Here is a 25,620-nt window from a genome sequence, read left to right as displayed (position 1 = left end):
CTACCGTCAGGCCGCCGCCTCTACCGGCTCCGGCCTGCGGTGCCGGCCGCTGGGGGCCGTCTCGCTGTCCTGGGCAGAGACGTGACCACGGTGCTTGCCGTGACCGTCCGTCTCCTGGGCCTCGGCGGACAGCTGCTGGGACGTGCTGGCGTCGCTCATCGGAAGAATTCACCCCGTCAACATGATCTTTCTTACAGCGCGGCGAGTCTAACCGGCCCACCACGGGGCGAATCCAGGCGGGCACGCCGACCGCTACTAGTTCGTTACAAGCCGTGCAAGTGGCGCCTGTTGGAGGGGCACCGGCCGGGCCACGACAGGTCCCGGAGGATCCGGTTCCGCCGACTGTCCCGGCGTGTCCGACGCCCCGGCAGCCGTGCCGTCCCGAACCGGATCCCCCGGGCCCGCGTCCCCCGGCCCCCCGTGTTCCCCCGTCTCCCCCCAGGGCACCGCCACCGCCGCCACGCCGCACGGGACCTCCCCCGTGGCGTACGGCAGCCGCAGCACCCCGTCCTGCGTCCACACCCCGGCGCCCGTCAACCACCCCTCGGGCGCCGGGAGATGACACATCCTGCGGGCTCTGGGCCGCCAGGCCCCCACCCAGCTGCCGAGCGCACCGTCGATCCGCAGCGCCACCCCGCAGTTCTCCGGCACCAGCACCTGCCCCGGCTGGACGGCGAACGGCGTCACCACGCAGTCCGGGCACTCCGGCACCCGCAGGCTCTCCGGGAAGCGCACCGGCAGCGTGGAGCCGAGGACACCCCAGCCCAACCGTTCCTGCCCGGGGCTGGGCGCGTCCGAGCCGACCAGGATCAGCCCGCTGTCGGGGTCGGCGAGCAGCAGCCGGTCGTCGCTGTCCGCCGCGATCTGCAGCAGCGGCGACACCTCGCCGCCGCGCTCCAGATCGACCACGACCGCCTTGGTCCGCCCGCCCAGCTCCCGGTCCAGCGCCAGCATCCGCCCGGCCCGGTCCAGCCAGACCCCGCCCGCACACCGCCCCGGCACCACCGCGACCTGCTCCGGTCCGAAGGCCCCGCCCGCCACCAGCCAGACGGCGGAGGAACGCGGCCCCACGGCGAGCGCGTACGCGAGCACACCCCCCGGCGCCGGCGGCAGCAGCCGCAGCGAGGCCCCCTCGTCCGGGCACTCCACCGCGCCCAGCGGCAGCTCACCGGTGCCGGGACCGGTCGGATAGAGGAGGGCGAAGTGGTGCCGCCCGTCCACCAGGCGACGGATCAGCACCCGCCCGTCGCCGAGCGGCTGCACCTCCGTGCCCGGCTCCTCCGGCTGGTTTCCGGGGAGCGGTACGGCGTAGGGCTCGGGGCCGTCCAGCGTCCACCGCTCCGGGTACCAGGAACCTTCCTGCTGGGCCAGCCGGGCCGCGTACGCCCCGTCCACCGTGATGGTGCAGCCCGCCCCCGGCGCGCTGTCTTCCTCGTCCGCAGCCGAGGGTTCGATCGCACAGGCCGTCATCGTTCGGTCACCTCCGGCCACGAAGCTAGTTTTCGTACGCACAGACGGGGCACCGGCCGACGACGACTTCACACATACGGGTGCACACTCGACGATTCGCCTGAGGAAACGGGGGCGGGTGTGCTGCGCGTTGCCTGCGGCAGACGAGCAGGTACGGCCCCGCGGAACAGGCAGGTAGCCTTTCCCCGTGCCCCGTCTGTCAGAAGTCATCGCCGCGCTGGAGAACCTGTGGCCCGCCGAGCGGGCCGAGTCCTGGGACGCGGTCGGTACGGTCGTGGGCGACCCGGACCAGGAGGTCACGCGGGTCCTCTTCGCCGTCGACCCTGTTCGGGACATCGTCGACGAGGCGGTGAAGCTCGGCGCCGACCTGCTGGTCACCCACCACCCGCTCTACCTGCGCGGGACGACGACGGTCGCGGCGACCCACTTCAAGGGCCGCGTCGTCCACACCCTGATCAAGAACGACATCGCGCTGCACGTCGCCCACACCAACGCCGACACCGCCGACCCCGGCGTCTCCGACGCGCTCGCGGGCGCCCTGGACCTGCGCGTTGTACGCCCCCTCGTCCCGGACCCGACGGACCCGGAAGGCCGTCGAGGCCTGGGCCGTGTCTGCGAGCTGGACCACCCGGTGACCGTCCGCGAGCTCGCCGACCGGGCCGCCGCCCGCCTCCCCGCCACCGTGCAGGGCATCCGCGTCGCCGGCGACCCCGAGGCCCTCGTCCGTACCGTCGCCGTCAGCGGCGGCTCCGGTGACAGCCTCTTCGACGTCGTACGCGCCGCCGGGGTGGACGCCTTCCTCACCGCCGACCTGCGCCACCATCCGGCGTCGGAAGCGGTCGCCCAAAGCCCCCTCGCGCTGCTCGACGCGGCGCACTGGGCCACCGAATGGCCCTGGTGCGAGCTGGCCGCGACCCAGCTCGACGAGATCTCCGACCGCCACGGCTGGGGCCTGCGCGTGCACGTCTCCAAGACGGTCACCGACCCCTGGACCAGCCACTCTCCCTCCCTTGGAGCCCCCAACTGAACGCAGCGCCCGCCGACCAGATCCGACTCCTCGACGTCCAGGCCCTGGACGTACGCCTCCAGCAGCTGGCGCACAAGCGGAAGTCGCTGCCCGAGCACGCCGAGATCGAGTCGCTGACGAAGGACCTGACCCAGCTGCGCGACCTGCTCGTGGCCGCGCAGACCGAGGAGAGCGACACCGCCCGCGAGCAGACCAAGGCCGAGCAGGACGTGGACCAGGTGCGCCAGCGCGCCGCCCGCGACCAGCAGCGCCTGGACTCCGGCGCGGTCACCTCCCCGAAGGACCTGGAGAACCTCCAGAGGGAGATCGTCTCCCTCGCCAAGCGCCAGGGCGACCTGGAGGACGTCGTCCTGGAGGTCATGGAGCGCCGCGAGTCCGCGCAGGAGCGGGTCGCCGAGCTGACCGAGCGGGTCGGCGCCGTCCAGGGCCGGATCGACGAGGCCACCGGCCGCCGCAACGCCGCGTCCGGCGAGATCGACGCCGAGGCGGCGACGGTCACCAAGGAGCGCGAGGTCATCGCGGGCTCGGTCCCGGCCGACCTCCTCAAGCTCTACGACAAGCTGCGCGCGCAGCAGGGCGGCATCGGCGCGGCCAAGCTGTACGCCCGCACCTGCCAGGGCTGCCGCCAGGAGCTCGCCATCACCGAGCTGGCCGAGGTCCGCAAGGCCGCGCCGGACACCGTGGTCCGCTGCGAGAACTGCCGCCGCATCCTGGTGCGCACGTCCGAGTCGGGTCTGTAGGAACACTTAAGGGGCGCACGTGGCAAGGGAGTTCATCGTCGAGGCGGACGGCGGCTCCCGGGGCAACCCGGGACCCGCCGGCTACGGCGCGGTGGTCGTCGACGCGACGAGCGGCGAGACGCTCGCGGAGGCGGCCGAATACCTCGGCGTCGTCACCAACAACGTCGCCGAGTACCGCGGCCTCCTCGCGGGCCTGCGCGCGGCCCACGACCTGGACCCGACCGCCACGGTCCACGTCCGGATGGACTCCAAGCTGGTCGTCGAGCAGATGTCGGGCCGCTGGAAGATCAAGCACCCCGACATGAAGCCCCTGGCGACCGAGGCGAGCCGCGTCTTCCCGGCGGACCAGGTCACCTACGAGTGGATCCCCCGAGCCGAGAACAAGCACGCCGACCGCCTGGCGAACGAGGCGATGGACGCGGGTCAGCGGGGTGAGCAGTGGTCGGCGTCGGAGTCGACGGCCGAGCTGGATACGGGCGGCAGGACAGCGCCCCGCAAGGGGCGCGGGGAACTGCGCGAGCAACCCCCACGCACCGGCACTGTGACGACGTCCGACAGGACCACCGCCGACACCCGCGCCGCGAGCCACGTCGCGAGCCCCGGCTGGAGTTCGGCCCCCGACCTCGGCGCACCGGCCACCTTCGTCCTCCTCCGCCACGGCGAAACCCCCCTCACCCCCCAGAAACGCTTCTCCGGCAGCGGCGGTACCGACCCGGAACTGTCGCCCGTCGGCCTGGAGCAGGCACAGCGCGCCGCCGAGGCCCTCGCCCGCCGCGGCACGATCGAGACGATCCTCGCCTCCCCCCTCACCCGCACCCGGCAGACCGCCGCGGCCGTCGCCGAACGCCTCGGCCTCGACGTCACGATCGAGGAGGGGATCAAGGAGACGGACTTCGGCGCCTGGGAGGGCCTCACCTTCGGCGAGGTCCGCGAGCGCTACCCCGACGACCTGACCACCTGGCTGGCCGACCCGTCGGCCCATCCCACCGGTGGCGGCGAGAGCTTCGCCGAGACCGCCACCCGCATCGCGGCCACCCGCGACAAGCTGATCGCGGCCTACGCGGGCCGCACGGTCCTGCTGGTCACGCACGTCACGCCGATCAAGACGTTCGTGCAACTCGCCCTCGGCGCCCCGCTCCAGTCCCTGTTCCGCATGGAACTGTCGGCGGCCTCGCTGTCGGCGGTGGCCTACTACGCGGACGGCAACGCGAGCGTACGGCTCTTCAACGACACGTCCCACCTGCGTCCCTGAATCAGGGCCTGAGCCCCGCCGCGCCCCGGGCCAGCTCCCGGAGCCGGTCCCAGTCCCCGGCGGCGACCGCGTCCGCCGGGACCATCCAGGTGCCGCCGACGCAGCCGACGTTGGGGAGGGCGAGGTACTCCGGCGCGTTGTCCGGGCCGATCCCTCCGGTGGGGCAGAAGCGGGCCCGCGGCAGCGGACCGGCGAGCGACCTGAGGTAGGCGGTGCCGCCGGCGGCCTGCGCCGGAAAGAACTTCATCTCCCGCACCCCGCGTTCGAGCAGCGCCACCACCTCGGAGGCGGTCGACACCCCCGGCAGGTACGGCACCCCGGACGCGGCCATCGCCGCCAGCAGCCCGTCCGTCCAGCCGGGGCTGACCAGGAACCGCGCCCCGGCGGCCACGCACTCCGTCACCTGCTCCGGCGTCAGCACGGTCCCCGCGCCGACCACCGCGTCCGGCACCGCGGCGGCGACGGCCCGGATCGCGTCGAGCGCGGCCGGCGTCCGCAGCGTCACCTCGATGACGGGCAGCCCGCCGTCCAGCAGCGCCCGCGCCATGGGCACGGCATCGGCGGCGTCCTCGATCACGACGACGGGCACGACGGGCGCGAGATCCAGCACGGAGGTGGGCATGACGAACATCCTGCCGACGCGATGCAGAGCACGCAAAGGCCGTTGCGCATGCTGCAATGATGCAGGTGATGCTTCAGTGCACCTCTGTCACCAGCACGTCCAACGCCCACGCCTGCCCGGCCTTGGCGGGCGCCTCCGCCTCCACCTCGTACCCCAGCTCCCGCAACGCCTCCACCAACTCGGCCGGACCGGCCGGCGCGATCCCGGCGGCCAGCAGACTCCGTACCATCCGCCCCTTCGTCGCCTTGTTGAAGTGGCTGACCACCTTCCGTGTCGGCGCGTGCAGCACCCGCACCGTCGCCGTCCGCCCGGCCACCTCGCCCTTCGGCTTCCACGCGGCCGCGTACGCCGCCGACCGCAGGTCCAGCACCAGCCCCGCCCCGGCCACCGCCGGCAGCACCTCGGCCATCGGCCCCCGCCAGTGCGTGCCCAGCGCGCCGAGACCCGGCAGCCTCACCCCCATCGAGCAGCGGTACGACGGGATCCGGTCCGTCACCCGGACCGCGCCCCACAGCCCGGAGAAGACCAGCAGCGACCGCGCGGCCCGCCGCTTCGCCGCCGCGTCCAGGGAGTCCAGGTCCAGCGCGTCGTACAGCACCCCGGTGTAGATCTCCCCGGCCGGCCGCGCGCCCGCCGTCCGCAGCGCCGCGTTCTTCGCGACCTCGCCGCGCAGCCCCTCGCTCAGCCCGAGCACCTCGCGCGCCTTCTCCTCGTCACCGGCACACAGGTCGACCAGCTCGCCGAGCACCGCCTCGCGCGCCGCCGCGAGCCCCGGCAGGGACAGCGACTCCGGCTTCAGCGGGGCACCACGCCCAGACGACGCCTTGCCTTCCGAGGGCGGCAGCAGGACCAGCACACGTACTCCTCTTCACCGACGACTCCGCACCGGCGCCTCGTCACCGCCGGCGTTCGCCGACGCTCGTCATCAACGCTTCGCGCCAGCGTAGAGCGCCGGAGCGGTGCGATGTGACTACGCTCGTCCTATGCCCAGCCGCCACATCCGTGTCAAGGGTGCCCCCGAGGCCCCCTCCGGGCCGCGCTCGCCGCGCTCCGGGCCGACCTCGGCGTCCCCGAGACCTTCCGGTCCGAGGTCCTCGCGGAGGCCGACAGCACCGCCAGGTTCCCGGCCGTGCCCGGCCACGACGCGACCGACATCCCCTTCTTCACGGTCGACCCGCCCACCGCGAACGACCTGGACCAGGCGATGCACCTCTCCCGGCACGACGGCGGCTACCGCGTCCGGTACGCCATCGCCGACGTCGCCGCCTTCGTCGTACCCGGCGGCGCACTGGACTCCGAGGCGCACCACCGCGTCAACACGCTCTACTTCCCGGACGAGAAGGTCCCCCTGCACCCGCCCGTGCTGAGCGAGGGCGCGGCCAGCCTGCTGCCCGGCCAGCCCACCCCGGCCGTGCTCTGGACCATCGACCTGGACGGGGAGGGCCGGACCGTGACCGCCGACGTCCGCCGCGCCCTCGTCCGCAGCCGGGCCAAGCTCGACTACGCGGGCGTGCAGAAACGGATCGACGAGGGCACCGCCGAGGAGCCCGTCGCCCTGCTCAGGGAGATCGGCGAGGCCCGCGAACGCCTGGAGGCGGCGCGCGGCGGCATCTCCCTCAACGTGCCCGAACAGGAGATCGTCGAGTACGACCACACCTACGAGCTGACCTACCGCGCGCCGCTGCCCGCCGACGCCTGGAACGCCCAGATCTCCCTGCTCACCGGCATGGCCGCGGCCGACCTGATGCTGGCCTACGGCACCGGCGTCCTGCGCACCCTCCCGACCGCCCCCGACGGCGCGGTGGCCCGCCTGCGCCGCACCGCGCACGCGCTGCGCATCGAGTGGCCGCACCACGTCTCGTACGCCGCGCTGATCCGCTCCCTCAACCCGCGCCGCCCCCGCCACGCCGCCTTCCTCCAGGAGTGCACGACTCTGCTGCGCGGCGCCGGTTACACGGTCTTCAGGGACGGCGTCCTCCCCCCGAACACCACCCACGCGGCCGTCGCCGCCCCCTACGCCCACTGCACCGCGCCCCTGCGCCGCCTGGCCGACCGCTACGCCTCGGAGCTCTGCCTGGCCGCGGCCGCCGGCGAGGAACCGCCGGACTGGGTGCTGATGGCGCTGGACACGCTCCCCAAGCAGATGGCCGAGGGGGCGCGGCGCTCGGGCACGGTGGAGCGGGAGTGCGTCGACATCGTGGAGGCGGCCCTGCTCAAGGACCGGGTCGGGGAGGTCTTCGACGGGTGCGTGGTGGAGGTCGAGGCGCGCCGGCCGACCGTGGGGAAGGTGCTGTTGCAGCAGCCCGCGGTCATAGGCCGGATCGAGGCGACCGACCCGCTTCCGCTGGGCGAGCGGCTGCCGGTGCGGCTGGCGGAGGCCGACCCGGGGACCACGAAGGTCCGTTTCACGCCCGCGTGAGCTCCCGGGCCGCGGTGAGCTGCCGTACGAGGTCAGGGGCGTCGTCCGCGTGGAAGCGCACGACGCGCACCTCGCGTCGACGGCCCAGCAGCGTGAAGTGGGCGACGGGCTCGGTCAGTTCGACGGTCACCGAGGTCTGCGAGCCGACGGGCACGTCGAGTTCGGCGGTGGCGGCCTTGTCGTGCAGGTAACGGGTGTCGCGGCGCACGGACTTGATCGCGTCCAGCGGTATGCGCTGTTCGAGCCGGACGCCGTTGCGGACGAGCAGCGCGTCGGGAGTCAGCAGGTGCGGGTGGACCACGCTCGCCGTGTGCAGGCCGACGACCATGAGGACCGTGTAGACGTCCAGGACCAGCACCACCCGCTCCACGGCGGGCCAGTTGCGCAGCAGCACCGACACGGCGACCGTCTCGACCACGCACATGAAGGCGAACCCGGACATCATCGCGCCCTGGCCCTTGGCGTACCCGAACCGCACCCCGGTCCCGCTGGTGCGCCGGGCCGCCCACAGCACCAGGCTCGCCATCAGCCGGGCCTCGTGCCGGAGCAGCGCGTACGTCGCCCTCATGGTCCCTCCCCGGTGGCGTCCCCGGTGGCGCCGGTCGTCGCGAGGTCGAGCGCCCGGCGGATCGCCGCGGCCTGCGCCGGGGCGAGGTCGGCGTAGAGGGCGCGCAGGAAGCTGTCCCCGTGGTCGAAGCCGTGCTCCGGGAGCACGTCGGCGGGGACGGCGGCGGCGATCACCCGGGCGGCCTCGGCCACCCGGGGATCGTCGGGGCGGGCGTCGGCGAGGGCGTCGAGGAGCGCGTACACCTCGTGCGCCCGCGCCGTCGCCTGCGGTGACCCGGCCATGGCCCCGGCCAGCGACATCAGCCGCTCCCGGGCCGCCGGGTCGGCCACCGTCTCCAGCAGGGCGAAGACCTCGCGGTCCTTGGCGGCCATCGGGGAGCCTGCGAACCGCGGTGCCGTCGCGGCGAACAGGGCGGCCAGCTCGGGCGAGACGGGCCCCTCGGCGGGCAGCTCGCCCGTCTCCAGCAGGGCCCGCAGCCGCTGCCGGCGCTCCCGGATCCCCGCCTCCTGCCGGGCGAGGTCCGCGTCGAGTTCGGTGAGCACCTCGACGAGGTCCTTGCCGGCGTCGTCCGCGAGCACGTCCCGCACCTCGGCGAGCCCGAGCCCCAGCTCGGTCAGCCGCCGGATCCGGGCGAGGACGACGGCATGCCGCAGGGTGTAGTCCCGGTACCCGTTGGAGAGCCGGTCGGGCTCGGGCAGCAGGCCCTGGTGGTGGTAGTGCCGCACCGTGCGCGTGGTGACGCCGACGGCGGCGGCGAGTTCTCCGATCCGCATGGGACCAGTACAGACGTTGACGCCGCGGCAGGGTCAAGCCGCCGGGCTGAGGGCTCCCGTGGGCTCCCGTGGGCTCAGACGGCGACGAACCAGCGGCTCAGGGCGTCGTCGAGGCCGTTCCCGCCTTCGTCGTCCTGGTCCGCGGCCCAGGCGACGAACCCGTCGGGCCGTACGAGCAGAGCGGTCAGCTCCGGCCGTCCGGGGCAGGCGACGGTCAGCACGTCCACCCGGTCGGCGTACCCCTCGGCCCGGGCACGCAGCTTCGGGTCGTCCGCGAGGTCGAGGAGCAGGGCCCGGCCGCCGTGCAGATGGTCGCCGAGCCGGGTTCCGTCGGAGAGCTCCAGGTCAGGGGTGCTCTGCCCGGTGAGGGCGTGCTCGCCGGGCAGGTCGTAGTGCTGCCAGACACCGGAGATCTGCTTGACGAGGTACGTCGTCCCGGTCGTCGTCAGCGCGAGGTCGGCGACCACCCGGCGCAGGGCGCGGGCATGCCGGTCGGGCCGCATCACCGCGATCTGGGCACGGGTCCAGTCCAGCACCCAGGCGCCGATCGGGTGCCGCTCGGCGGTGTAGCTGTCCAGGAGGGAGTCGGGAGCCGTCCCGTGCACCACGGCGGCCAGCTTCCAGCCGAGGTTCATGGCGTCGCCGAGCCCGAGGTTGAGCCCCTGCCCGCCGAACGGCGAGTGCACGTGCGCCGCGTCCCCCGCGAGCAGCACCCGGCCCTTGCGGTAGCCGCTCGCCTGCCGGGCGTTGTCGGTGAACCGGGTCGAGGAGTGCACCTCGTGGACGGTCACCCCGTCCACGCCCGACACCCGGCGCAGGGCGGCCTGCAGCTCCCCGGCGGTGACGGGCGCTGAGCGGTCGGCGGGCGGCCCGTCGAACTCCACGGTGAGGATCCGGCCGGGGAAGGGCCCGTTGACGTACGTCCCCACGTCGGTGGTGTTCCACCCGACGCCCAGCCGCTCGCCGCCGCTCATCTCGACGACCGCCTGATAGCCGGTGATCTCCGGCTCGGTCCCGGGGAAGTCGAACCCGGCGAGCTTGCGGACCGTGCTCCGGCCGCCGTCGCAGCCCACCAGCCAGCCGGTTCGGACGGTGTGGTCACTGCCGAGGCGTACGGACACCGCCTCGTCGCCGGCGTCGAAGCCGGTCAGCTCCACGCCCCGGCGCACCTCGACCCCGAGCCGCTCGGCGCGGGCGCCCAGAATCCGCTCCAGCTCCACCTGCGGAACACCGAGGCCGACGCCGTCGGCGGGGCCGATGTCGGCGAACGCCGGGTCGGAGTCGTCGAACAGGTCGCCGCGCATCATGATCCCGGCGAAGTGCCCGGCGAACTTCGGGGGAGTCCGGGGCGCGTCGGCCCCTTGCTCCCGCTTCTGGTCCCCGAGGAAGGCCCGCAACCGCCACCGGTTCCGCTCCCAGGCCGCCACCAGGTCGGGCAGCAGCCCGCGCCGGTAGAGGCTCACCGCGCCGGCCGTGTTGATGCCGCCCGCCTTGATGGTCTCGTCCACCTCGGCCAGCCGCTCCACGACCAGCACCTTCGCCCCGCCGAGCCGCAGCTCGCCGGCGAGGAAGAGCCCGACGGGCCCGCCGCCGACCACCACCACGTCGTAGTCGGTGCCGTTCTTGCCGTTCTTGCCGTTCCTGCTGTCTGCCGTCGCCATGCTCTCGATGCTTTCGCTCATGACTTCACTGTAGTCACTAAAACTTTCGAGCGGCTATAGTTTTTCTCGTGATCGATGAAAACAGGCCGGACGGGCCAGGGGAGTCCCTGCGGGAGCGCAAGAAGCGGGAGACGCGGCAGCGGATCTCGAACGTCGCGACGGTGATGTTCCGGGAGCACGGCTTCGACCGGGTGACGGTCGCGGAGGTCGCACGGGCGGCCGGAGTGTCGGCGATGACCGTGTTCAACTACTTCCCGCGCAAGGAGGACCTGTTCCTCGACCGCATCCCGGAGGCCGTCGCGGCCTTCGCCGGTGCGGTACGGGACCGCGCACCCGGCGAGCCCCCGCTCGCGGCACTGCGCCGCCTGGCCTTCCGGTTCATCGACGCGCGGCATCCGCTGGGCGGTGTGGGGGAGAACTTCGGGGGCTTCTGGCCGGTCGTCGCCGACTCGCCGGCGCTGCGGGCCCGTGCCCGTGAGGCGGTCGAGGAGGTGGAGCGGGCGCTGGCCGGGGCGCTCGCCGAAGCTGGGCTCGCCGATCCGCAGCTGGTGGCCGCCGTGACCGTGGCCGCGTACCGCTCGGTGTGCGTCACCTCCGTGAGCCGCCAGCTGGCGGGCGACCCGTTCGCGGAGATCGTCGAGGACCACCGGGAGCGGATGGGGGCGGCGTTCGACGCGCTGGAGCGGATGGTGCGGTAACGGGCCCGCCTCCCCTTGACGGCTAACGCCGTTAGCCCTACCGTTGTGGCTAACAGCGTTAGCTGAATTGCCCCCTGGAGGCAGCCATGACCAGCACCACGAACGTCACCCCTTCCCTCCGTACCGCCACCACGGTGGCCCGCCGCACCGCCTGGCTGGCCGGTGCCCTGTTCTGGACAGCGTTCGCGATCCTGGAGGGCGTGCACCACGGCTGGCTCGCCGGCACCCTGGCCCTGCTCTTCCTGATCCTCCCGGACCTCACCTTCCTGGTCGCCCTCGACGACGCGCCCCGGATGGCGAAGGGGCAGCTGCCGCCCCGCGCGGTGCCGTACTACAACGCGATGCACCGGGCGCTGGTCCCGCTGGCGCTGCTGGTGGCCTACGCCTGCGGGCCGTTCGCCTGGCCCCCGGCCTTCGCCGCCCTGTGCGGCTGGCTGGCCCACATCTCGTACGATCGCGCCTTCGGGTACGGGCTGCGGACGAAGGAGGGCTTCCAGCGTGACTGACGCGACTCATGTGACTGACGCGACTCACGTGACGGACCGGCTGACGCCGAGGGCGCGGGAGATCGTGGCGGCGGCCCGGGAGCTGCTGGAGGAGTCCGGCCCCGCCGTCCTCACCATGCGCACCCTCGCCGACCGCCTCGGCATCAAGGCACCGTCGCTCTACAAGCACTTCCCCGACAAGCACGCGGTGGAGGTCGAACTGACCGCGCAGATGCTGGAGGAGTCGGCGGAGGCGCTGGAGACGGCGGCGTCCCGGTACCCCGACTCCCTGGAGGCCCTGTCCGAGGCGTACCGGGCCTACGCCCTGGCCCACCCCCACCTCTACTGCCTGGCCACCGAACGCCCCCTCCCGCGGGCCGCACTGCCCGCCGGCCTGGAGGACAGGGCCGCCCTACCGCTACTGCGGGCCTGCGGCGGCGACCTGGACCTGGCCCGCGCCACCTGGGCGTTCGCCCACGGCATGGTGGTCCTGGAGATCCACGGCCGCTTCCCGGAGGACGCCGACCTGGACGCGGCATGGAAACGGGGCCTGAAGTCGTTGCACCCTTAGCGCAAGGGGGTGCCGAGAGTGGCTGAACACGCACGGTGGACGAGGGCGAGGCTGGGCCGGTGCGGCCCGTCCCTCGACCTGCTGACGGCCCGCTTCGACAGACACGTCTACGCCCCGCACATGCACGCCGAGTTCTCGATCGGGGTGACTGTGGGCGGCTCCGAGGTGATCGCCTACCGCGGCGGCCACGTCCACACCGGCCCCGGCGCGATCGTCGTCCTGGCCCCCGGCGAGATGCACACCGGCGGTCCCGCCACCCCGACCGAGGGCTATGCCTACCGCGCCCTGTACGCGGCCCCCTCACTGCTGGCGGACGGCACGCTGGACGCCGTACCGCACTTCCGGGACCCGGTCGTCGACGACCCGGAACTGGTCGCGGCCATCCGCCAGGCCCACACCGAGCTGGCCGCCTGCCCGGACCCGCTGGAGGCCGAGACGCGCCTCCCGTGGCTGCTGTCGGCCCTGTCCCGCCGGCACTCCACGGCCCGCCCGGCGAGGGACCTGGTGCCCGGCGCCGACGGCATATCCCTCCTCGTCCGGGACCGCCTCGCCGACGAACTCACCTCCCCGCCGACCCTCGCCGACCTGGCCGCCGACCTGGGCCTCTCCCGTTACCAGCTCCTGCGGGCCTTCCGTACGACGATGGGTGTCCCGCCGTACGCCTGGCTGGCCCAGTACCGGGTGACCCGGGCCCGCGCCCTCCTGGATTCGGGCCTGCGCCCCGCGGAGGCTGCCATGCTCGTCGGCTTCGCGGACCAGGCCCACCTGACCCGCTGGTTCCGCCGGGTGCTGGGGGTGACGCCGGCGGCCTACCGCAACAGCGTTCAAGACGCGGCACGGTACTGACAGCGAAGCTGTCCGCATGACTGCACGCGGCTGGTTCCTGTTCTCCCTCATGGGAGTGATCTGGGGCATCCCCTATCTGATGATCAAGGTGGCGGTGGACGAGGTGTCCCCGTCGACGGTGGTGTTCGCGCGGTGCGCGGTGGGCGCCCTGCTCCTCCTCCCGCTGGCGATCCGCCAGGGCGGCCTGTGGCTGACCCTCCGCACCCACTGGCGCCCGATGCTGGCCTTCGCATGCATAGAGATCATGGGCCCGTGGTTCACGCTCACCGACGCCGAACGCCACCTGTCCAGCTCCACGGCCGGCCTGCTCATAGCGGGCGTACCGATCGTGGGCGTGGTGGCGGCACGGTACTTCGGCGGCGAGCGCGAGCACCTGGGCGCACGCCGGATCGCGGGCCTCCTGATCGGCCTCGCGGGCGTCGGCGTTCTGACCGTCCCGCACCTCACCGGCGGCGACGCCCGCTCGCTGGGCGAGGTCCTGTTGACGGTGATCGGCTACGCGACGGCGCCTCTGATAGCCGCCCGCCGCCTGAAGGACGTCCCGACCCTGCAGCTGATAGCCCCCTGCCTGACCCTGGCGACCCTGGTCTACGCCCCGGCGGCGGCCGCGACCTGGCCCTCCTCCGTCCCCTCCACGAACGCCCTGCTCTCCCTCCTCGCCCTGGGCGTCCTCTGCACGGCGGTGGCCTTCGTCGCCTTCCTGGAACTGATCAAGGAGATCGGCCCGACCCGCTCGACGGTGATCACGTACGTCAACCCGGCGGTGGCGGTGGCGGCGGGCGCCCTCTTCCTGGGCGAGAGCTTCACCCCGACGATCGCCGTGTCCTTCGCGCTGATCCTGACGGGTTCGGTGCTGGCGACGATGGCCTCGGCACCGAAGGGGTCGGCCCGCCCGGTAGCATGGTCCACACGGCAGACGAGCCGGGCGGACGGCCGCGTGGAGTCCCCTTGACGGGGGGCTTCCCGAGGAACGTCCGGGCTCCACAGGGCAGGGTGGTGGCTAACGGCCACCCGAGGCGACTCGCGGGACAGTGCCACAGAAAGCAAACCGCCGGGGACCTCGGTCCTCGGTAAGGGTGAAACGGTGGTGTAAGAGACCACCAGTGCCCAGGGCGACCTGGGCAGCTAGGTAAACCCCACCCGGAGCAAGGTCAAGAGGAAGCACCCCGGTGCTTCTGCGGGGACGTTCGAGGGCTGCCCGCCCGAGCCCCCGGGTAGACCGCACGAGGCCGGTGGCAACACCGGCCCTAGATGGATGGCCGTCGCCTCGGCTCCCGCGAGGGACCGGGGTACAGAACCCGGCGTACAGCCCGACTCGTCTGCCGCCAAGGGCCGGTGACCAGGGAAAGTGCTGGTCACCGGCCCTTTTTGGCAAGATCAGGGGCTTGGTCAGACCCCGGTCCGCACCGGTCCAAACCGGACTACGCGGCTACGTAGGTAGCCATGAAAGTAGCCATGAATCGAGAGCCCGGAGATGGGCGGCAGTGGGGCCTGACCTGGTGCAGGTGGCTTCTGTCCTGGGACATCGCGATCGATCCGCCGTGACGTCCGAGCATGCGGTGCAACTGCATCTGGCTGTACCTCTCCGATAGGCCTGCTGAGCGGCGTGCACTCGTCGTCTGGTCGGTGTCGGCAGGATGCGCGAGGGCGCCGTCAGCCGCAGCGCGACAGTGCGAGACCAGCAGGCCAGCAACAGCAAGAGCGGGGTCGAGGCCGGTTGCCGGCCTCGACCCCGCCGAGGTTCATGCTTGTCCGCTGCGCCTATGAGAGGTGAAGGGGAACAAGCAGAGTTGTCACGCCGCGTTGCGCACGATGGACAGCCTCGGCCGCGCTGTCAGGCCGGCGGCTACCGCCCCGTGTGTGTCGACGTGGTCCTTCAGGAGATGGCTGTACGTGCGCCGAAGCTCATCGACGGAGTCGCCCACCCACGCGGCCACAGTGTGCTCCGGTATGCCGTCCTGGAGGCATGTGGAGATGAAGGTGTGCCGGAGGTCATGGAAGGTCGGAAGGTTCCCTTCCTGGTCCTTGATGCCCAACTTCAGCATCGTGGGCTTCCACAGGTCATCGTTGAAGTGGTTGCGGCACAGCAGGTTGCCGCGTGACGACCAGAAGAGTGCTCGTGCTGAGCCGCGCTTACAGTCGTCAACCTTCTTCCTGTGCTCCCACAACACGGTCTGCGTGGCTCGAGGAGGGAAGCGCTGGGTGTGCTCGGCGATGGCTTCCAGGAGGTAGGGAGGCATCGGCGTGTTCTTCGAGTTGAGGCGCGGACTCGTCTTCAGGCGGTCTACCAGGAGGGGTCTGTAGCGGGTCTCCTTGATCCTCAGTACCTGTCGACGCACGGTGAGCAGCCTTTGCGCCTGGTCGATAACGTCGTCGCATACGGCGAACGCTTCGGCCTGCCGAGTGCCGCATGCGAAACCGAACATGGGGATGAGGCGGTAGCGCTCGGGGAACTCGTCGTAGATCGCCCAGTACTCGTCAGGTGCGAAGACGTACGACGTCGACTCACCTACGTAGGGCCCATCGACTTCGTAGGTCGGGTTTGAGGCGATCTTTCCGTTCTGAAGGGCGTCCTTCATGACCATCTGGAAGACCTTCCAGTGGCCCTCGGCAGTGGAGTTGGCGAGCTTCTCGTTGTCCTCCATCTCCTGGACCCAGGCTTCGACCTGGGCCTTCTTGATATTTCGCAGGCGCTGTCTGCCCCAGCGTGGATTGAGGTGCACGCGGATGGCGATCTCGTACTTCTCCAGGCTGGTGTCCTTCACCCGCCGCCTGCTGAGCCAGTCGGCGGCCCATTGTCGAAAGGTGAGGCTGGACTCCACTGGCTCGGGTGCTGCACCTGAAGGTGTTCCGTCCAGAATGGCCTGAGCTTGAGCCTGGGTCAGGCCAACGGTCTCGGGAAGCGCGGCGCGCGTGCGCTTGCCGTCGACCGTGAGGTTGTATTCCCAGTTGTGGTGACATCCGCCTTTCTTGGGTCTGTTCTGGTCGGAGCACTCGCACCGCTTGTAGACAGTGGGCCTGCGTGCCACGGGACGCCTTTCATTTTGTTGTTCGCAAGTGAGCCCCTGGCCAAGGGAGTTGGACTCTACGTAGCGGTAGCCGAGGCAGGTCAAGTCGCGGTGCTGGTGCGGGTGGGCGCCGCAATGCTCGTTGTATTCGCTGCTATGGCCGTCTTGTTCGTGTCCCGAATTCACTCCGTGCGTGCGTCGAGCCATGCTTCGAAATCGCGCTCTCGCACGCGAAGGATGCGATCGCTCACGCGCACGACGGGGATGTCCCAACTCCTGTAGTTGTCGAGGACGGTGCGCTTTGAGACTTCCATGCGCTCCGCGATCGTCTCGAAACTCAGCAAGGTGTTTGAACCGCCGCGAGGCATAGTCATCCCGGTGTATTCGTAGGTACCTTCCGGCGTGCCGATCCGGCCGGATGGGGCCGGTTGCGTTCGGTCCGGCACCGGTATGTACGTGGGGCGCGAAAATCTGTTACACCCGGACCAAGTCCGCGGTGCAGCGCGGGCGATGGGTGGATCGAGGGTGGTGGGAGCGGGGGTGGGTCTTGGGGCGCTTCCTGTGAATCGACGGTGGACGGTTGCCGCCCTCGGCACATGCCTCGGTCATGTGGCACAGTGATCGTTGCGAGTTATCGCTGAACTGTTCGACCTTTTCCTAAGGGATTGGTTATGCTGCCTCGGCGTCGCATCGGAACGTGATCGTCCGCTGGTGGGGGCCCGCGGTGAGGAGTCCGGATGCGGCGCGGCAGCTGATCGCCACTGCACCGGCTTGGGGGGAAATCACGCCGTGACCGACATTCTGGAGGACTTGGCCGCACGTGCCGCAGCGGGTGGGGAGGGCGGAGCCGACGCCATTGGGGCGTTGTACGACGAGCTCAATGACACGATCTATCGCTGGATGCGGCGGTACATCCGGGACGGGCATGTCGCCGAGGACCTGTGTCAGGACGTCTGGCTGAAGATCGCCCAGAACATCAGCAAGTACCGAACAGGTACAAACCTCTTGGCCTGGCTTCGGACGATCACGACGAACACCGCCCTGGACTACCTGCGCGCGATGCAGCGGCGCCCCTCGGAGGTGTTCTACGCCGACCAGCTCGAGCTTGACCGGCCCCGCTTTGACCAGAGCCCTGAAGAGCACGCCGAAAGGCGTGCGTTGGCGCAGGCGGTCGCTTCCCACTTGAGTAAGTTGCGCCATGACCAACGGCAGGTCTTGATCCTCCGGTTCTACGACGGGCTCAACCCCACCCACGCGGCGCAAGTCATGGGGAAGACACCTGGCGCCGTCCGCACCCTTACGCTGCGGGCCTTGCGCAAGCTCGCCGAGGTCATGCCGGCTGGCGATTCTTCATCCGCGCTGATCGAGGAACTGCTGACGGCGGCAGCGGGACGAAATAGAGTTGCCGGAACAAGGACAGAGACACGAGAGGCGAGGGCGCATGTCGCGACGCGCTGACCAGAGCGAGCGTCTGGAGCGGGCGCTGGGCGGCGGGGCCGCACCTCACGATGACGAGAGCCGCCAGATGCTGGCTGCCGCAGGGGCGCTGAAGCCGGGCGAACACCGCAGCCCCTCGCGGGTGAGCGACACTCGAGCGGCCATGCTTCGCGAGTACGAGCGCGCGCAGAATCCGCCAGAGGTCCGGGCGGACGCTGGATCGAGAGACGGCCTGGATGAGCCAGAGATCCACCGCGAGGAGGTCGAGCTTCCTGACGGCGGGCAACTCGTCCTCACCGACATCGAAGCCATCACCCCCGAGCGCGCCGAGAAGGCGGCCGCTCGCTTCGCGCGCATCCTGAACAGCCGGGAAAGAGACCGGCAGACGTGAGCAGCGCGATACTCAACAGCCGCGGCATCTGGGGCCAGCCGTGACTGAGTCGCAACCGACTGTCCAGATCCACGTCTTGACCGCTGAGGACGGGGATGACGCTGACTTCACCGATGTGGGTCTCGTCAACATCGGGGGGGAGCGCCACCTGTTTCTGAAGCCCCAGCCCTTCGACACAGCAGTACGGCAGGTGAGTTCTGCTCTGCCGGAACTTCCGCTGGAGCAGGTTGAGCGCCTGCTGCGCGAGCATCCGGAGTTCAAGGCCTTTGAAGAGCTCATGGAACTGGCGCAGCCAGGTCCGCCCGTGGACATCACCCCATTGCAGGAACGGCCGCTCCAGCCAGTACGGTCCCGCGCGCGTTTGAAGCGGTTGGCAATCGCTGCTTCATTGACGTCGGCGCTCGTAGGCAGCTGGGCGTTGGGCTACGCCACAGCCGATCACACGGCAGGAAGCTCAGCCAACGACCCGGCCGTCAGGCCCTCGCCGAGCTCCACCAGCGCTCCGGATACGCAGCCGGCCCCGTTCGTTGACTCGGACTTCCTGGACTTCTCCGAGGCGGGGCGAATCGACTGCCAGCCGATCGCCAACTTGCAAGCGGAGTGCACCGACGCCGACGGCATGGTCATGTCCACGAAGGCAGCCACCGGCCCCGATTCCACGATCTTCACGTTCGCCTACGGCCGGGAACAGATCGGCCTGCGCATTTTCTACGACGCTGCCTACGCCAAGACCTGGTCGCGCCAAGACGGGTCGCGGGAGATGTACGAGCACATACAGAGGCACGGCCGATACGTGCTGTGGGGCACCGACACGGCGCGGATCGGTGAGTACATGAAGCTGCTGAAGCAGGCAGACAAGGGTGCTGGGCCCCACACGATGGGCCAATCCACTCCGCTGCCGCCCCGGCTCGCTGCCCTCACCTTGGGCACCCTCGGCCTGGACGGCCGACAGGTACACCAGATCATCGCTCGTTCCGCGGCGTCGACAGCGGATGCCCCGTCGATGGTCGCAGCCCGCCTCGTGCTGGGCCTGGACATGACGCCCGTGTTCAGCGGCCCGGACCATGAGGACATCGTGGCTCTCGCCATCGGCATCGAGCGGCCCCCAGCCGCGGGTGGCAGTGCGGTGCTGGTGACGACTCCCGAGCAGCCCGCGCAAACAACCACGCCGGCGCCGCCGACGGACGCGATCCAGCCGGTGAAGGAGACTCCGCCCCCGGTTACGGATCCGGCGTCGAGCCCCCCGGAGGGCACGATCACTCCGCCGGTCCAGGACACGCCTCCCCCGGCGGAGGCGCCTGTGGGGGACACCCCGGCCCCTGTGGAGGTGCCACCGGTGGAGGCCACGCCTTCCTGGGGGGATAACGGCTCGCAGGCCGAGGAGCCTCACGGTCAGGAGCGAACGCCGAACAGCAACGACCAGGACCAGGAGCACGCGGACGACCTGCTCATCGTACGGACGGCCTGGACCGTACCGGCCGGTGCCTGAACCGAGAGTTATCGAACGTATTTGCGATCAAATGTGGTGGGTGCCTACTGCGTGTGGCGCCGAGTGCGCTCGTAACGGTTGGCACCCGTAGTGCCCTCCGCTTGATCTCGCCCCCCGATGGGCAGGCGCTACGTGTTTGTCGTCCGGCTGAGGGGTGCCTGTGGGGGTGGTTGCTCCCCTGGGCCCCCACGCTCCCCCTCCGGGCTCGGTGGCTGCCGCAACGTTCGGGTCGCCGCCGCATGGAAGTTGGACCGCGCTGTGTTTGCCTGCCTCAGCGCCGGGTGCCATTCATCCCAGTACGGGAAACTAACTGAATTCAGCGACTGGTTGCTGATCACTTCGCCCATCGCCCGGAAAGCGTGCTCCATCTCGCGGAGGCAGACGTCGACGCGCTGCGGGCCGAGGAGTTCCACCCGCTCGAACTCCTTCCACACCGCCCGCCAAGAGGCGTCGTACCGTCGGATGGCCAACGCCGAGGGATCTTCGAGCTCCGGGTCCTGCGCGTAGGCGTGTACCCGTCCCTCCCACGAGTCTTGTAACTTCTGCAGGTCGTCGATGGCAGTGTCCCACGCTTCCTGAAGTGCCAGGTAGGCCTGCTGGCGTTGCCCGCGCAGCCATTGCCCGTGCTCGATGGTGGCCTGGTCGGTGGTCTGCCGTCGGCCGGCGCGGTAGCTGATGTATGCCACTGCGAGGGCGAACAGCCCGCCCGCTATGGCGGTGAAGATGGTGGCCGCTGTGTCGTTCATGGCGTGCATCCTTTCCATTTACGGCGGGTGAGACCACCACTCTGAGTCCGTACGCGAAAGGGGCCCCGGACCGTAGCTCGGGGCCCCTCTCATGTACGGACGGTCAGAACGGCGGCTCGTCACCGCCCGGCGCCGCCCAGGTGTCATCGGCGGCCGGGCGACCGGTGGCCGGCGCGGAACGCTGTACTCCGCTGCTGGTCTTGGTGACCTTCGCCGTGGCGTTGCGCAGGCTCGCCCCGACCTCCTCGACGTCCAGCTCGTACACCGTGCGCTTCACACCCTCACGATCCTCGTAAGAACGCTGCTTGAGGCGCCCCTGGACTATGACTCGCATCCCGCGCTGCAGGGATTCGGCGACGTTCTCGGCCGCCTGCCGCCACACGGCGCAGGTCAGGAACAGGCTTTCGCCGTCCTTCCACTCGTTGGTCTGCCGGTCGAAGGTGCGGGGAGTCGAGGCGACGCGGAACTTGGCCACCGCGGCACCGGAGGGAGTGAAGCGGAATTCGGGGTCGTCGACCAGGTTTCCGATGACGGTGATGACGGTCTCGCCTGCCACGGGCGGGCCTTTCAGGGGTCAGGGGCCGGCCCGCGGGCGCGGGCCGGCCGGGGGGGTCAGGAGAACAGCAGCTTCCACGTCTTCGGGCCGGGGATACCGTCGGCGTCACCCGCGAGCGAGGCGTGCGCGAGCTGGAAGGCGCGGACGTTCTTACGGTCAGCGTCGCTCCACTTCGGGCCGGGGCCGCTGGTGTAGTACTTGCCGTACCCCTTCTTCACGAGCTGCTTGCCCAGGGTCGTGATGTGGGAGTTACTCTTGCCCGCCCCGAAGTACTTGACGCCCGGGAACGGCGGTGCGGGCTTCGGTGTCGAGGTGGTCGTCCCGCTGCCGGTGGAGCTGCCCTTGAGGGCCGCGGCCTTCGTCTTCGCCTTCGCGAGGAGCGTGGTGATGTCGATGTCGCCGGGGTCGCCGTGCACGTTCTCCGGGGGGTGCTGGTGGCCGCAGACACCCGTGAAGGCGCGCCACTCGTCGAAGCTCATCCGCGCCTTGCTGTTGCCGTACGAGGACGGGTACGGAAGCCACTCGCTGGGCGCCTTGAGCGGTACGCCGTTCTTGACGTTCTGCCAGGCCAGGAAGTCGGCCAGGTCGTCGAGCGCCCAGTCCGGGGCGTCCGGCCAGTAGATGTAATGCACGCCGGCCTGCAGTTTGCCCCAGGTCTTGCGGTGTGTGGGGTCGCAGGTGCCGACGAGCTCGACCTGGACGACGTCGTCGGTGTTGGTCTCCACGCCGCCGGCCTTGTTGACCAGGGCCCGCGCGGAGCGGTCGAACGCGTAGTGCTGGTACCAGTCCAGGCGCCTCTCGTCGAAGTTCGGCCTCGCCGTGATGTTCGGCGCTACGGCGCCCTTGGAGTAGTCGACGAGGGTGGTCCCCTCGGTCGTGTGCAGGAGGACCTTGTCGGGGTCCATCAGGTCGCCCTTGTAGGACTTCGTGAAGTCCAGCGAGCGATCGGCGCCCGGGTAATACGTGGTGGTCACGGTGGTTCCTCCGGTGCTTGTGAGCAAGGAGGGAGCACCATGGAGGATCGGACTGGTTAACGTCCTGTCGTGATGGCGATGCGACCGGTCATGGCCCAAGAGCCGTCCTCGGGGACTTCGAAGCTGAGCCGGTGAACGCTGCGGAGGCCGCGGCAATGCACCTATCAGCGGTGGTCATGCCGGACAGCCCGGATGGCCGCATGTCAGTCCACGACCTCCGCGTCGACGACGCTGCCGTCCTCGAGTTCGGACGGGAACTCGACTGCGAACAGGCTGCGGTCCAGGCGCTCCGCGAGCGCGGCCAGGTCGACGGCCCCCTCGTCGGCGCCGGCCGGGACGTCGCCTAGGCCGTTGATCTCGACTGCGATCACGGCGTCCTTGCCGTAGTGCTCGCGGTGCTGCCGCTCGAGGTACCACGCGTCGGCGCGCCAGTCGGGCGCGGTGCGGTCCTCCACGGTCTCCTCGACGATCTCGCCCGTGACGGAGTCGCGGAACCTACGGGTGGTGACCTTGGTGACGATGCCGCCGTCGGCGACACGGCGGATGTTCATCATGGCGCGGGCGGCCGCGGTGGCGCGGGCGGCGCGGACCTTTTCGAACAGGTCCGCGTACTCCTCCTCGGCCGGGTCGGGTTTCTGGCCTTCCTCGCGGGCGTCGACCTCGGCGCGGCCGCGGGCCATCCACGCCAGGAACGTTGATCGGCTCACCCCGGCCATCTCCGCAGCCAGTTCAACGGCGACGCCCGTGCGGGAGGCCGCGACGAGACGCGCCTCGACCTCCTCAGAGAGCAGGCGCGGGCGACCGCCCTTGGGCCGACGTGGCTTGCGTCGCGTGGACATGGTGTTCCTCAGGAGGCGGGTCAGCGGCTGGAGGTGAACAGGTGCCCGCAGGCCGGGCACGTCGTGTGCGGGGCACGGCCCTCGTCGTCGGGGCTCAGGCCGTTGTCGCGTTCGCCGTCGTCAGGCAGGTGCAGCAGAGGGGGCTCGTCCTCGCGGCCGCCGCCGGGAAGAGTCTCGGGGTCGACTCGGCCGAGCATCTTGTCGATCTCCTCGTGGGGGATCGCCAGGGAGTCGAACAGCTCCGCCTCGTTCGTGGCCAGATCTTCAAGGACCTCGGCAAGCTCGCGCGGATCCCATCCTCCCTCGCCGGGAAGACGGTTGAGCTTGATGGCCAGGGCCTCAGCCTCGGCGTCGTTCCTCGAGGACCAGCCGCGCAGGATGGGGACCAGCCAGCCGCCGTCCTCGTCTATGACGATGCCGCTCGGGACGCGCATCCCGCGGTTCTGCATCTCCAGCAGGGACTCACGGCGGCCGTGGCCGTGCAGGGTCTGCTGGGTTCGCTCGTCGACGACTGGGATCTCCACCAGGCCGTGCATGTCGATGGACGCGATGATGAGTTCGAGTTCGTGGCGCTTGGGGTTCCGGGGCGCCGGCGCCAGGTTGGCGAGTGGCACGTAGGCGATGTAGCGCGGCGGCCTGGCGATCGTCTCGGTCACGGTGGGTGCAGTCCTCTCCCATGCGGTCGGTGACCGGCAGCGGGTGAGGGCTGCGAGCCCGCGGACTTCAACCGCGGCGCCCCGCCTCGCAAGCGGGGCGATGCCGTCATGGCCGTCCCCCACCCGCCGCCGGGCCGGTTCCGCCCTCGTTCCGGATGGGGCGGAGCCGGGGCCCCACCGCGGTCGGTGACGTCGCCGACCGCTGCAGAGCCGCGAGGAAGGTAGGTGCGCGCGCCGTTTACGTCGCGCCCTACACAAGGTATTTCCCTAGGTGTACTATTCGGATCGGCTGGGAGAGCAACCCAGCCACCTGGGCCTAGGTGTAACAAAAATCGGTCGGCGACGTACCTCCATGCGACGCCCCGACACACCCCGCCCGGGAGAAGCCAACACCTGGGCCGTGGCGTCCGGGGAAGAGAGGAACACAGTGTCGAACGACGTCGCCGACGACACCCAGTCCGCCGAGGGCCCGGTCGAGATTCCCCTGCAGTCCCTCGGACTGGTCGGCGCCATTGCCCGCGCCATGGAGACCCACCAGAAGGACGTCATCAAGCCGAAGAAGGACGCCCCCCTGAAGCGGCTGGTCGGCGGCTACATCAAGACCAAGCAGCCCAACCTGGTCGTGATGGTCAACGGGCAGGAGGTGGGCCACTACAAGGTCAACACCACCAACGACAGGTTCGAGATCTCCGATCAGGGCGCGTTCGACAAGTATGCGGAGGACAAAGACGAGCTCGACATCGTCATCACCGCGAAGCCCGCGTTCGTGGACGCGATGCTCAAGCGCGCGGTGAGGGACGCGAAGACAGGCCTGATCGTCGACTCTGAGACGGGCGAGGTCATCCCTGGCCTCGCGTTCGTGTCGGGCGGCCAGCCGACCGGCACCCTCACCTGGACCTGGAAAAAGCACCGGGGGCGCAACGTCGGGATGGACTTCCTGCTCGCGGCATACCGAAGTGGTCAGCTCGACGACTTGCTGCAGGAGTGGCCGGAACTGATGGCCGGGTCTACACCCGCCGCCGACGAGTGACGCCGACCACCAGGGGCTGGCCCCAGGGCGGCCGGCCCCCTCTCCCCGGGGACCACAGCATGACCACCACGAAGAGCACGCGCATCGAAGCCACCGACCTGTCCGACCGTGCGTTCCGCGTCCTTTGCCAACTCGCCCTGTACCCGCGAGGGGCTTGGGTCGACGTCCCGTCCGTCGCCGATGGGCTCAAGGTGAAGCCGCACGCCGTACGCCGGGCACTCGCCGAGCTCCGTACCGCCGGTGTGGCCGAGCGAGACCGGCGATTCATACGGGACGGTGACCGACCGACGCATCGCACGTACTTCCGCCTGACCAACGAGACCAGCGAGGCCTCCGCATGAGCCGCCTGTCCAGTCCCACGGCGGTCCGACACAACCGGCGTGCCCACTACGTGCACGTCGAGTCGACGACTGTCCGGGACACCAGCATCAGCTTCCGTGCGCTGGGATTGTTGACATACCTCCTGGACCAGCGAGAGGGATGGCAGGTTCGGTCCGACCAGCTTTCCAAGGGGGAGGGACGCGAGGGGCGTGGAGCCGTCCGCACTGCGCTGCGCGAGCTCGCCGCGAAGGGCTATTACCGCCTCGAGCGGCGTCGACTTCGCAGCGGCAAGTGCGTCATGGGCACGGCGGTCTCGGAGTATCCCGTCGAACAGTGGATCAAGGACCACGAGATTTTCAGCACCGCCTCGGACCCGGCCGTCCCGGTAGTCGAACAGGAGGACTGCACATTCCTTGTGGAGTACCCCGACGGCACCCTCGGAAGCGATGGCTTCGCACCCGATCCGTACTACGCCGAGGAGCCCCCCGCCACCCCGGAGCCTGAACCGGAGGAAGAGCCCGCGGCCGAGGAGGAGCCGCCGCCCCCGCCGAAGAAGCCTGCCCGGCGCCCCCGCCGGACCGCCGCACAGAAGGCCACCGGCGACGCGGAGAAGGACGCCGCGGCCAAGCAGAAGGCTGAGGACGAAACCGCCCTGGACGCGGCCGCCCAGGAAGTAGCGAAGTGGTGGTGGGACGACGCCGAGAAGCACCTCGGCAAGTTCGTCGGCAAGACCAACGGCTACGTCGCCATGCGAGGCATGGTTCGTAACGCCCTCGCCGCTGGCTACACCCAACAGCAGTGCGCGAAAGCCCTCCGGCGCGCACGCAGGCACCTGCCCAGCGCGCAGCAGTGGCAGGACGCCCTGATCTTCGTCACGAAAAACTTCGCCCCGACCCGCACCAACGGCGCCGTGCCGTACAGCGACTCGGCGACCTGGGGCGACCAGGGCGAGGCCTCGCATGACACCCCCGACGGCCACGCACACGACGACTCCGACAACGCCACGTTCGGCGTGGTCGCCCGCACGCAGGGAGTGTGATC

The 25,620-nt window shown here is 70.5% G+C and carries 27 protein-coding genes, 1 other RNA gene and 2 pseudogenes; 16 read left to right on the top strand and 14 right to left on the bottom strand.

The genetic code is table 11. From position 1 onward, the window contains the following. Positions 1–6: 6 nt before the first annotated feature. Both ACIQVL_RS03840 and ACIQVL_RS03835 read right to left on the bottom strand, forming a co-directional pair. A complete protein-coding gene (locus ACIQVL_RS03840) occupies positions 7–159 on the bottom strand; it encodes a hypothetical protein (RefSeq protein ID WP_403430738.1) in 153 nt (50 codons plus the stop codon). 96 nt (positions 160–255) lie between these two features. Continuing rightward, positions 256–1,470: a hypothetical protein gene (locus ACIQVL_RS03835; protein ID WP_403430740.1), complete on the bottom strand. Its 1,215-nt coding sequence runs from the start codon at positions 1,468–1,470 to the stop codon at positions 256–258. A 187-nt stretch (positions 1,471–1,657) separates the two neighbouring features. Here ACIQVL_RS03835 and ACIQVL_RS03830 point away from each other — a divergent pair, with 187 nt between their 5' ends. Genes ACIQVL_RS03830 through ACIQVL_RS03820 form a run of 3 tightly spaced genes read left to right on the top strand, consistent with a single transcriptional unit; the run spans position 1,658 to position 4,489 of the window. Then, complete coding sequence (locus tag ACIQVL_RS03830; protein WP_403474277.1) at positions 1,658–2,497, top strand: Nif3-like dinuclear metal center hexameric protein; 840 nt, start codon at positions 1,658–1,660, stop codon at positions 2,495–2,497. Next, on the top strand, positions 2,494–3,237 hold the full coding sequence (locus ACIQVL_RS03825; RefSeq protein ID WP_403474787.1) for a zinc ribbon domain-containing protein: 744 nt from the start codon (positions 2,494–2,496) through the stop codon (positions 3,235–3,237). The genes ACIQVL_RS03830 and ACIQVL_RS03825 overlap by 4 nt, the downstream gene beginning before the upstream one ends. A 19-nt stretch (positions 3,238–3,256) precedes the next feature. Beyond that, positions 3,257–4,489, top strand: a complete 1,233-nt coding sequence (locus ACIQVL_RS03820; RefSeq protein ID WP_403474276.1) for a bifunctional RNase H/acid phosphatase — start codon at positions 3,257–3,259, stop codon at positions 4,487–4,489. Position 4,490: 1 nt separating this feature from the next. Here the strand turns inward: ACIQVL_RS03820 and eda are convergent, their stop codons facing one another. Continuing rightward, complete coding sequence (eda, locus tag ACIQVL_RS03815) at positions 4,491–5,111, bottom strand: bifunctional 4-hydroxy-2-oxoglutarate aldolase/2-dehydro-3-deoxy-phosphogluconate aldolase (RefSeq protein WP_403474275.1); 621 nt, start codon at positions 5,109–5,111, stop codon at positions 4,491–4,493. Between the two features lie 73 nt (positions 5,112–5,184). Beyond that, a complete protein-coding gene (gene yaaA / locus ACIQVL_RS03810; protein ID WP_403474274.1) occupies positions 5,185–5,967 on the bottom strand; it encodes a peroxide stress protein YaaA in 783 nt (260 codons plus the stop codon). Between the two features lie 273 nt (positions 5,968–6,240). On the opposite strand from yaaA, the gene ACIQVL_RS03805 reads away from it, so the two are divergent. Further along, entirely contained in the window at positions 6,241–7,530 is a 1,290-nt protein-coding gene (locus tag ACIQVL_RS03805; RefSeq protein WP_403474273.1) for an RNB domain-containing ribonuclease, read from the top strand. Here ACIQVL_RS03805 and ACIQVL_RS03800 read toward each other — a convergent pair. The 3 genes from ACIQVL_RS03800 to ACIQVL_RS03790 all read right to left on the bottom strand — a co-directional run bounded on the left by ACIQVL_RS03800 (position 7,517) and on the right by ACIQVL_RS03790 (position 10,532). After that, positions 7,517–8,098 (bottom strand): hypothetical protein, encoded by a 582-nt coding sequence (locus ACIQVL_RS03800; protein WP_403474272.1) that lies wholly within the window; start codon positions 8,096–8,098, stop codon positions 7,517–7,519. The genes ACIQVL_RS03805 and ACIQVL_RS03800 overlap by 14 nt on opposite strands. Beyond that, the gene (locus ACIQVL_RS03795) at positions 8,095–8,871 is read right to left on the bottom strand and encodes a MerR family transcriptional regulator (protein ID WP_403474271.1); all 777 of its coding nucleotides are present in this window, start codon (positions 8,869–8,871) and stop codon (positions 8,095–8,097) included. The genes ACIQVL_RS03800 and ACIQVL_RS03795 overlap by 4 nt, the downstream gene beginning before the upstream one ends. A gap of 74 nt (positions 8,872–8,945) precedes the next feature. Next, positions 8,946–10,532: an FAD-dependent monooxygenase gene (locus tag ACIQVL_RS03790; protein WP_403474786.1), complete on the bottom strand. Its 1,587-nt coding sequence runs from the start codon at positions 10,530–10,532 to the stop codon at positions 8,946–8,948. 68 nt (positions 10,533–10,600) lie between these two features. Between ACIQVL_RS03790 and ACIQVL_RS03785 the strand changes: the two genes are divergently transcribed. The 6 genes and pseudogenes from ACIQVL_RS03785 (at position 10,601) to rnpB (ending at position 14,454) form a co-directional block, all read left to right on the top strand. Next, positions 10,601–11,230 (top strand): TetR/AcrR family transcriptional regulator, encoded by a 630-nt coding sequence (locus ACIQVL_RS03785; protein ID WP_403430752.1) that lies wholly within the window; start codon positions 10,601–10,603, stop codon positions 11,228–11,230. Between the two features lie 86 nt (positions 11,231–11,316). Next, positions 11,317–11,736 carry a DUF4260 family protein gene (locus tag ACIQVL_RS03780; RefSeq protein WP_403474270.1) on the top strand — a complete coding sequence of 140 codons (420 nt, stop codon included), beginning with the start codon at positions 11,317–11,319 and terminating at the stop codon, positions 11,734–11,736. Between the two features lie 40 nt (positions 11,737–11,776). Continuing rightward, entirely contained in the window at positions 11,777–12,286 is a 510-nt protein-coding gene (locus tag ACIQVL_RS03775) for a TetR/AcrR family transcriptional regulator (protein ID WP_403431419.1), read from the top strand. An 18-nt stretch (positions 12,287–12,304) separates the two neighbouring features. Beyond that, a complete protein-coding gene (locus ACIQVL_RS03770; RefSeq protein WP_403474269.1) occupies positions 12,305–13,132 on the top strand; it encodes an AraC family transcriptional regulator in 828 nt (275 codons plus the stop codon). A gap of 16 nt (positions 13,133–13,148) precedes the next feature. Next, positions 13,149–13,934: pseudogene (locus ACIQVL_RS03765) on the top strand (DMT family transporter); the annotation flags it as partial. 115 nt (positions 13,935–14,049) lie between these two features. Then, positions 14,050–14,454, top strand: an RNA gene (gene rnpB / locus ACIQVL_RS03760) — RNase P RNA component class A. A 471-nt stretch (positions 14,455–14,925) separates the two neighbouring features. Here rnpB and ACIQVL_RS03755 read toward each other — a convergent pair. Beyond that, complete coding sequence (locus tag ACIQVL_RS03755; protein ID WP_403474268.1) at positions 14,926–16,161, bottom strand: tyrosine-type recombinase/integrase; 1,236 nt, start codon at positions 16,159–16,161, stop codon at positions 14,926–14,928. Positions 16,162–16,322: 161 nt separating this feature from the next. Continuing rightward, positions 16,323–16,586 (bottom strand): hypothetical protein, encoded by a 264-nt coding sequence (locus ACIQVL_RS03750; protein ID WP_403474267.1) that lies wholly within the window; start codon positions 16,584–16,586, stop codon positions 16,323–16,325. A gap of 343 nt (positions 16,587–16,929) precedes the next feature. On the opposite strand from ACIQVL_RS03750, the gene ACIQVL_RS03745 reads away from it, so the two are divergent. From ACIQVL_RS03745 to ACIQVL_RS03735, 3 genes are all read left to right on the top strand, one after another. Then, positions 16,930–17,598, top strand: coding sequence for an RNA polymerase sigma factor (locus ACIQVL_RS03745; RefSeq protein ID WP_403474266.1), 669 nt, complete (start codon positions 16,930–16,932; stop codon positions 17,596–17,598). After that, complete coding sequence (locus tag ACIQVL_RS03740; protein WP_403474265.1) at positions 17,582–17,968, top strand: hypothetical protein; 387 nt, start codon at positions 17,582–17,584, stop codon at positions 17,966–17,968. Before ACIQVL_RS03745 ends, ACIQVL_RS03740 begins: the two co-directional genes overlap by 17 nt. A 76-nt stretch (positions 17,969–18,044) precedes the next feature. Next, positions 18,045–19,457, top strand: coding sequence for a hypothetical protein (locus tag ACIQVL_RS03735; RefSeq protein ID WP_403474264.1), 1,413 nt, complete (start codon positions 18,045–18,047; stop codon positions 19,455–19,457). Positions 19,458–19,585: 128 nt separating this feature from the next. Here the strand turns inward: ACIQVL_RS03735 and ACIQVL_RS03730 are convergent, their stop codons facing one another. The 5 genes and pseudogenes from ACIQVL_RS03730 to ACIQVL_RS03710 all read right to left on the bottom strand — a co-directional run bounded on the left by ACIQVL_RS03730 (position 19,586) and on the right by ACIQVL_RS03710 (position 23,228). Further along, on the bottom strand, positions 19,586–20,203 hold the full coding sequence (locus ACIQVL_RS03730) for a hypothetical protein (RefSeq protein WP_403474263.1): 618 nt from the start codon (positions 20,201–20,203) through the stop codon (positions 19,586–19,588). A 187-nt stretch (positions 20,204–20,390) separates the two neighbouring features. Further along, positions 20,391–20,759, bottom strand: a pseudogene (locus tag ACIQVL_RS03725) (single-stranded DNA-binding protein); the annotation flags it as partial. Between the two features lie 56 nt (positions 20,760–20,815). Beyond that, entirely contained in the window at positions 20,816–21,733 is a 918-nt protein-coding gene (locus ACIQVL_RS03720; RefSeq protein WP_403474262.1) for a peptidoglycan-binding protein, read from the bottom strand. A gap of 203 nt (positions 21,734–21,936) precedes the next feature. After that, positions 21,937–22,572 carry a hypothetical protein gene (locus ACIQVL_RS03715; protein WP_403474261.1) on the bottom strand — a complete coding sequence of 212 codons (636 nt, stop codon included), beginning with the start codon at positions 22,570–22,572 and terminating at the stop codon, positions 21,937–21,939. A gap of 20 nt (positions 22,573–22,592) precedes the next feature. Continuing rightward, positions 22,593–23,228 carry a hypothetical protein gene (locus ACIQVL_RS03710; protein WP_403474260.1) on the bottom strand — a complete coding sequence of 212 codons (636 nt, stop codon included), beginning with the start codon at positions 23,226–23,228 and terminating at the stop codon, positions 22,593–22,595. A gap of 427 nt (positions 23,229–23,655) precedes the next feature. Here ACIQVL_RS03710 and ACIQVL_RS03705 point away from each other — a divergent pair, with 427 nt between their 5' ends. Genes ACIQVL_RS03705 through ACIQVL_RS03695 form a run of 3 tightly spaced genes read left to right on the top strand, consistent with a single transcriptional unit; the run spans position 23,656 to position 25,618 of the window. After that, positions 23,656–24,258 (top strand): hypothetical protein, encoded by a 603-nt coding sequence (locus tag ACIQVL_RS03705; RefSeq protein WP_403474259.1) that lies wholly within the window; start codon positions 23,656–23,658, stop codon positions 24,256–24,258. Positions 24,259–24,317: 59 nt separating this feature from the next. Continuing rightward, positions 24,318–24,599 (top strand): helix-turn-helix domain-containing protein, encoded by a 282-nt coding sequence (locus ACIQVL_RS03700; RefSeq protein WP_403474258.1) that lies wholly within the window; start codon positions 24,318–24,320, stop codon positions 24,597–24,599. Further along, positions 24,596–25,618, top strand: coding sequence for a hypothetical protein (locus tag ACIQVL_RS03695; RefSeq protein ID WP_403474257.1), 1,023 nt, complete (start codon positions 24,596–24,598; stop codon positions 25,616–25,618). Before ACIQVL_RS03700 ends, ACIQVL_RS03695 begins: the two co-directional genes overlap by 4 nt. Positions 25,619–25,620 lie beyond the last annotated feature (2 nt).

This window comes from Streptomyces sp. NPDC090499 (genome assembly GCF_044769305.1).
In the GTDB taxonomy this organism is placed as follows: domain Bacteria; phylum Actinomycetota; class Actinomycetes; order Streptomycetales; family Streptomycetaceae; genus Streptomyces.
The sequence above is the reverse complement of the archived record's forward strand: the minus strand, read 5'-3'. Positions and strand labels throughout refer to the sequence as shown.

Bases quoted from the DNA above. Each gene is read 5' to 3' on its own strand.
- ACIQVL_RS03840 (WP_403430738.1), bottom strand. From the start codon at position 159: ATGAGCGACGCCAGCACGTCCCAGCAGCTGTCCGCCGAGGCCCAGGAG.
- ACIQVL_RS03835 (WP_403430740.1), bottom strand. From the start codon at position 1,470: ATGACGGCCTGTGCGATCGAACCCTCGGCTGCGGACGAGGAAGACAGC.
- eda (WP_403474275.1), bottom strand. From the start codon at position 5,111: ATGCCCACCTCCGTGCTGGATCTCGCGCCCGTCGTGCCCGTCGTCGTG.
- ACIQVL_RS03800 (WP_403474272.1), bottom strand. From the start codon at position 8,098: ATGAGGGCGACGTACGCGCTGCTCCGGCACGAGGCCCGGCTGATGGCG.
- ACIQVL_RS03795 (WP_403474271.1), bottom strand. From the start codon at position 8,871: ATGCGGATCGGAGAACTCGCCGCCGCCGTCGGCGTCACCACGCGCACG.
- ACIQVL_RS03790 (WP_403474786.1), bottom strand. From the start codon at position 10,532: ATGGCGACGGCAGACAGCAGGAACGGCAAGAACGGCAAGAACGGCACC.
- ACIQVL_RS03780 (WP_403474270.1), top strand. From the start codon at position 11,317: ATGACCAGCACCACGAACGTCACCCCTTCCCTCCGTACCGCCACCACG.
- ACIQVL_RS03740 (WP_403474265.1), top strand. From the start codon at position 17,582: ATGTCGCGACGCGCTGACCAGAGCGAGCGTCTGGAGCGGGCGCTGGGC.
- ACIQVL_RS03730 (WP_403474263.1), bottom strand. From the start codon at position 20,203: ATGAACGACACAGCGGCCACCATCTTCACCGCCATAGCGGGCGGGCTG.
- ACIQVL_RS03715 (WP_403474261.1), bottom strand. From the start codon at position 22,572: ATGTCCACGCGACGCAAGCCACGTCGGCCCAAGGGCGGTCGCCCGCGC.
- ACIQVL_RS03700 (WP_403474258.1), top strand. From the start codon at position 24,318: ATGACCACCACGAAGAGCACGCGCATCGAAGCCACCGACCTGTCCGAC.
- ACIQVL_RS03695 (WP_403474257.1), top strand. From the start codon at position 24,596: ATGAGCCGCCTGTCCAGTCCCACGGCGGTCCGACACAACCGGCGTGCC.